The sequence below is a fragment of the Metabacillus fastidiosus NBRC 101226 genome (genome assembly GCF_001591625.1).
Taxonomy (GTDB): domain Bacteria; phylum Bacillota; class Bacilli; order Bacillales; family Bacillaceae; genus Metabacillus; species Metabacillus fastidiosus.
Genome location: NZ_BCVG01000167.1, coordinates 1 through 5,729, shown reverse-complemented (window position 1 = coordinate 5,729; position 5,729 = coordinate 1). Strand labels below are relative to the sequence as shown.

The 5,729-nt window shown below is 35.5% G+C and carries 3 protein-coding genes; 2 read left to right on the top strand and 1 reads right to left on the bottom strand.

Annotated elements, in window-relative coordinates; all coding sequences use genetic code 11:
* Nucleotides 1–513: 513 nt before the first annotated feature.
* Nucleotides 514–1,401, bottom strand: coding sequence for a LysR family transcriptional regulator (locus tag BFA01S_RS20705; protein ID WP_066235410.1), 888 nt, complete (start codon nt 1,399–1,401; stop codon nt 514–516).
* Nucleotides 1,402–1,788: 387 nt separating this feature from the next.
* Here BFA01S_RS20705 and BFA01S_RS20700 point away from each other — a divergent pair, with 387 nt between their 5' ends.
* Together BFA01S_RS20700 and BFA01S_RS20695 are read left to right on the top strand one after the other, a co-directional pair.
* Nucleotides 1,789–3,972 carry a malate synthase G gene (locus tag BFA01S_RS20700; RefSeq protein WP_066235409.1) on the top strand — a complete coding sequence of 728 codons (2,184 nt, stop codon included), beginning with the start codon at nt 1,789–1,791 and terminating at the stop codon, nt 3,970–3,972.
* A gap of 186 nt (nt 3,973–4,158) precedes the next feature.
* Nucleotides 4,159–5,712: an ABC-F family ATP-binding cassette domain-containing protein gene (locus BFA01S_RS20695; RefSeq protein ID WP_066235407.1), complete on the top strand. Its 1,554-nt coding sequence runs from the start codon at nt 4,159–4,161 to the stop codon at nt 5,710–5,712.
* Nucleotides 5,713–5,729 lie beyond the last annotated feature (17 nt).

Here is a 5,729-nt window from a genome sequence, read left to right as displayed (position 1 = left end):
ACCATCGTAACATTTCCTTATTCCTTTGTCAATAACTTTTTTCGAAATTGTTTTTGAACATAATTTCATTTGCGTTAAGGACAGGATTACATCTTATCAAAAATAAGTAATCTTGTAAACCCCTAAATTCTTTTCTGAAAGGGAAAATTTTTTCTTAAAATCATTTTCTCTCAGCGGGGAATTCCTATACTACTCCGATTCATTACATATGTCAACAAAATTTTAAAAACAACTAAAACCAGTTCAGCCTCTGCTATTCCATATACTATAATCCTTTCTTAGATGCTAAGGATAAATTAATATATGGCAGAAATGTTTAACTTAATGCTTGTTCTAAAAAAAGAGACTCTTTTATCTGCTGATCAATAACTGACTGCATAAAAAACTCACGTTATAGTACTATCATTTAGAAACTAATTATTTTTTTCTATAATTCATCATATGCTTATTTTCTTTCTATATATAAAGTGATGCACTCTGTATTCCCTTCTCTTTAATCAATTTGACTTTCTATTAAAGAACTTTCTCAGACATTGAAATAAATTCACTTACAGCAAAAGGTATATACTTATCTTTTTTCCAAATCATCGCAAGCTCCAAATTGATTTCCTGACTCTTTTTAAAGGGAATAGCAATTATATCTTTACTGTAAATCTTCTTACAGATCCTTTTTGGCAGTAAGGCGATTCCTAAATTTGTCTCTACTAACTCGATCATAAAGTCTTTTTGGGAGCTTTCACATATAATATTCGGATAAAAATCCTTCTTCGTGCAACGCTCTATAATACGGTCAAAAAGAGAAAATGTTTTTTGATACAAAATAAAAGGTTCTGTTTTTAAGTCAGAAAAGTCAATTTCCTCTTTTAAAGCTAAAGGATGGTTCTTATGTACGATTAACATCAATGGATCTTTATACAAATCAATCATGTTTAAAAATTCTTTTTGAATCGGAAAATTTTTAGATATGAATCCGACGTCAAGTGAACCATCATCTATCCCTTGTTTTATTGTTTTCGTACCAACCTCTGTTAAAATAAGTTTTACTAAAGGATAAGCTTCTTTGAAATCACCAATTAATTTAGAAAAGAAAGTTGCATCGATAGTCGGTGATATTCCAATCCTAATTTCCCCTTTTTTCAGCTCTATCACATCTGTTAATTCAGAAGTAAGATTCTTGAATCCATCAATCACTTTTCTTGCGTTTACTAACACAGCTTTCCCAGCGTCTGTTAATTCCATCTGTTTAGAAGATCTGTAAAAGAGGGGCACTCCTAATTCTTCTTCCAAATTTTTAATTGCTTTACTTAAAGATGGTTGTGAAATATGCAGAACTGCAGCTGCTTTAGTAAAATTTAAATGTTTTGCAACTTCTGAAAAATATTCTAGATGCCGGATATCCACGATATATTCACTCGCTTCCAAATTTATAATCTCTATATTAAATAAGTTATTCATAACCATCAGTAATTTCAGATCGTATATAACTACCATAATCGAACTTTATATATGTTATAAAGTAATCTGCCTTGCTTTATTTGCAAAACGAGCTTAGATTTAATACAGTGAGGGTAGAACAAACTATTCCCTATACATCTATAGCTAAAAGGCATAATGCCTATTCAAAAAATATATTTTTCAATATAGTTAAACTTTTATAAAATGAAAAGTGCGAATAGTTTTTAGTAAAATGATGTAAAACTACGTATATACTTTCTTTTATTTTAAGCGTTACATAAGCATGTATCAAATCTTTCGTAAATTTTCAACTAATATACTGGAGGTATCCAAATGACAAACTATGTAAAAACAGGAAGTCTACAAGTTGCCGAGGTACTTTACAACTTCGTTAACACACAAGTAATTCCTGAAAGTGGAGTAACTGTAGAAGATTACTGGGCAAATTTTGAGAAATTAATTGATGAGCTTGCACCAGAGAACAAAGCGCTTTTAGAAAAAAGGGACGAGCTTCAAAAGAAAATTGACGACTGGCACAGAGAGCACAAAGGAAACTTTGAGTTCAGCGAGTATAAATCATTCTTAGAAAGCATCGGTTATTTAGAGCCTGAAGTTGAAGACTTTAAAGTTACTACTAGTAAAGTAGATGAAGTAATTACATCACAAGCAGGACCGCAATTAGTTGTACCTGTTGATAATGCACGTTATGCACTTAATGCCGCTAATGCTAGATGGGGCAGTCTTTATAATGCCTTATACGGTACAGATGCGATCAGCGAAGAAGACGGCGCTGAACAAGGTAAAGGCTATAATGAAAAACGCGGTGCAAAAGTTATTGAATTCGCGAAAAATTTCCTTGATCAAGCTGTTCCTTTAGCAAACGGATCACATAAAGATGCTGTAAAATATTCAGTTGTTGACGGTAAATTAGCTGTTGAACTTAACAATGGTGAAACTACTGGTCTAAAACAGGCTGAAAAATTTGTAGGATTCAATGGATCAGAAGAAAATCCTTCTGCTGTTTTAATTAAAGATAACGGTTCACATTTCGAACTTCAATTTGATGAAAATCATAACATCGGTAAAACAGACAACGCACATATGAAAGACATTCTTATCGAAGCTGCTCTTACAGCGATTATGGACTTCGAAGATTCAATCGCTGCTGTTGATGCAGAAGATAAAACACATGTATACAGCAATTTACTAGGCTTAATTAAAGGTGATCTTGCTGCTTCATTTAAAAAAGGCGACAAAACAGTTACAAGAACACTTAATCCTGACCGCGTTTACAACACACCTGAAGGCGGAGAATTAACATTATCTGGACGTTCTCTTCTATTCATCCGTAACGTTGGTCATTTAATGACATCTAATGCGATTTTAGACCGTAACGGAAACGAAGTTCCTGAAGGAATTATGGATGGTATGGTTTCTGCTTTAATCGCTAAACATGATGTACTAAAACATGGTAAATTCCAAAATTCAACAACAGGATCAATCTATATCGTTAAACCGAAAATGCACGGTTCAGAAGAAGTTGCTTTCGCTAACAAACTTTTCAATCGTATTGAAGACTATATTGGTTTAGAAAGAAACACTCTTAAAATCGGTGTTATGGACGAAGAACGCCGTACTAGCGTAAACTTAAAAAATTGTATCCATGCTGTTAAAGAACGTGTTGTATTCATTAACACTGGTTTCTTAGACCGTACTGGTGATGAAATGCATACTTCTATGGAAGCTGGAGTTTTCGTTCGTAAAGGTGATATGAAATCTCAAACATGGCTTCAAGCTTATGAGAAAAACAATGTGAAAAACGGCTTACTTACTGGCTTACAAAACCATGCACAAATCGGTAAAGGTATGTGGGCAATGCCTGATCTTATGAAAGCGATGCTTGAGCAAAAAGGTGCACAATTACAAGCTGGTGCGAATACTGCTTGGGTTCCATCACCTACTGCTGCTGCATTACATGCATTACATTATCATCAAACAAATGTTATTGATGTGCAAAATGCATTAAAATCAGACACTAAAGACTATCGTGATGAAATTCTTCAAATTCCTTTAGCTGAAAATCCACAATGGACAGCTGAAGAAATTAAACAAGAATTAGACAATAACTGCCAAGGTATTTTAGGCTATGTTGTTCGTTGGGTTGAATTAGGTAGAGGAGCTTCTAAAGTTCCTGATATTAACAATATCGGACTTATGGAAGACCGTGCAACATTAAGAATCTCTAGCCAACTTTTAGCTAACTGGTTACACCACGGCGTGTGCACAGAAGAGCAAGTAATGGATTCACTTAAACGTATGGCTAAAGTTGTGGACGAGCAAAACAGCGATGATCCTAAATATCGTCCAATGGCTCCAAACTTCGATGAGTCAAACGGATTCAGAGCAGCTTGCGAACTTATTTTCAAAGGTACTGAACAGCCAAGCGGTTACACTGAACCACTTTTACACAGTATCCGCGCGGAAGAAAAAGCTAAAGTTGCAGCAGCAAGAGCTTAATTTTAAATAATAATGTGAGACTGAAATCTTCTCCGGATTTCAGTCTCTTTTATTTTAATAGTAAATTCCTTCATATATTAAAAAGCTTAGTAACATGCAGAAAAAAACAGTAGTATGAGCGGACTAAAAAATGTTTTAATAGAGAATGGCACAATAATTATTGCAAATAATGGAGGTTTAATATATATGTTACTTTCTATAGATAATTTAAGTCACAGCTTTGGAGACCGCACTTTATTTAAAGATGTTTCATTGCGCCTTCTGGCAGGCGAACATGTTGGATTAGTCGGGGCAAATGGTGTCGGTAAATCAACACTTATGAATATCATTACAAATCAGCTTATCCATGATACCGGCCGTGTGGAATGGACTCCCGGTGTTAAATATGGCTATCTTGATCAGCATACAATTTTAACACCTGGTAAGACAATACGCGATATATTAAGCGATGCCTTCCTTCCTTTATTCGAACAGGAAAAACAATTAAATGAAGTGACAGAGAAAATGGCAACTGCGACTCCTGAAGAGCTTGAGGAGCTATTGGAGAAAATGGCTGTTATCCAAGACCGTCTCGATGCTGGCGGCTTCTATAATCTTGATATTAAAATTGAAGAAACAGCTCGCGGTCTTGGTTTAGATGCAATTGGCCTTGAGCGTGATGTAGCAGCATTAAGTGGCGGACAGAGAACAAAAGTATTATTGGCTAAACTTCTTTTAGAACAGCCTGACGTGCTATTGCTTGACGAGCCGACAAACTACCTTGATGTGGAGCATATTCGCTGGCTGAGCCATTACTTAAAAGAATATCCACATGCTTTTATTCTAATCTCACATGATACAGAATTTATGAATGGCGTTTCAAATGTTATTTTCCATCTAGAATTTTCTAGAATGAACCGCTATACAGCAACATATGAGAAGTTTTTAGAGCTGGCAGAGATAAATAAAAATCAGCATATTAATGCATATGAAAAGCAGCAGGAATTCATTAAAAAGCAAGAAAACTTTATTTCAAAAAATAAGGCTCGCTATTCAACGACAGGCCGTGCGAAAAGCCGTCAAAAGCAGCTTGATCGAATGGAACGTATCGACAGACCGGAAACTGCTGTGAAACCAACATTTGAATTTAAAGAGTCACGCGCCAGCAGTCGTTATGTATTTGAAGGAAAAGATTTAGAAATCGGCTACAATGAACCTCTTCTACCAAAGCTGACTATGACAATTGAACGCGGAGAAAAAATTGCAATTGTCGGCTGTAACGGTATCGGGAAATCGACATTATTAAAGACAATTCTCGGAAAGATTAAACCTCTTGGCGGCAATGCTGTTCAAGGTGACTTTTTATATCCATCCTACTTTGAACAGGAAGTAAAAGCGGAGAGTATTACACCAATTGACGATGTTTGGAATGCATTCCCAAGCCTTGATCAACATCAAGTACGAGCATTACTTGCACGTGCTGGATTAAAAAATGAACATATCTCTCGTCCATTAAGCCAATTAAGCGGTGGAGAGCAAGCAAAGGTGCGATTATGTAAGCTGCAAATGAATGAAAGCAACTGGTTATTATTTGACGAGCCGACAAACCATCTGGATATCGTTGCAAAAGAAGAGCTAAAACGTGCGATCAAAGCATATAAAGGGACAGTTGTCCTCGTCTGCCATGAACCTGACTTCTACGAAGACTGGGTAACAAAAGTATGGGACATTGAAGACTGGGCTGAAAAATCAGCACAATAAAGTGAAACTTCTATCAG

What these genes read in the sequence shown, in the direction of transcription:
- BFA01S_RS20700 (WP_066235409.1), top strand. Translation starts at nt 1,789, where the DNA reads ATGACAAACTATGTAAAAACAGGAAGTCTACAAGTTGCCGAGGTACTT.
- BFA01S_RS20695 (WP_066235407.1), top strand. Translation starts at nt 4,159, where the DNA reads ATGTTACTTTCTATAGATAATTTAAGTCACAGCTTTGGAGACCGCACT.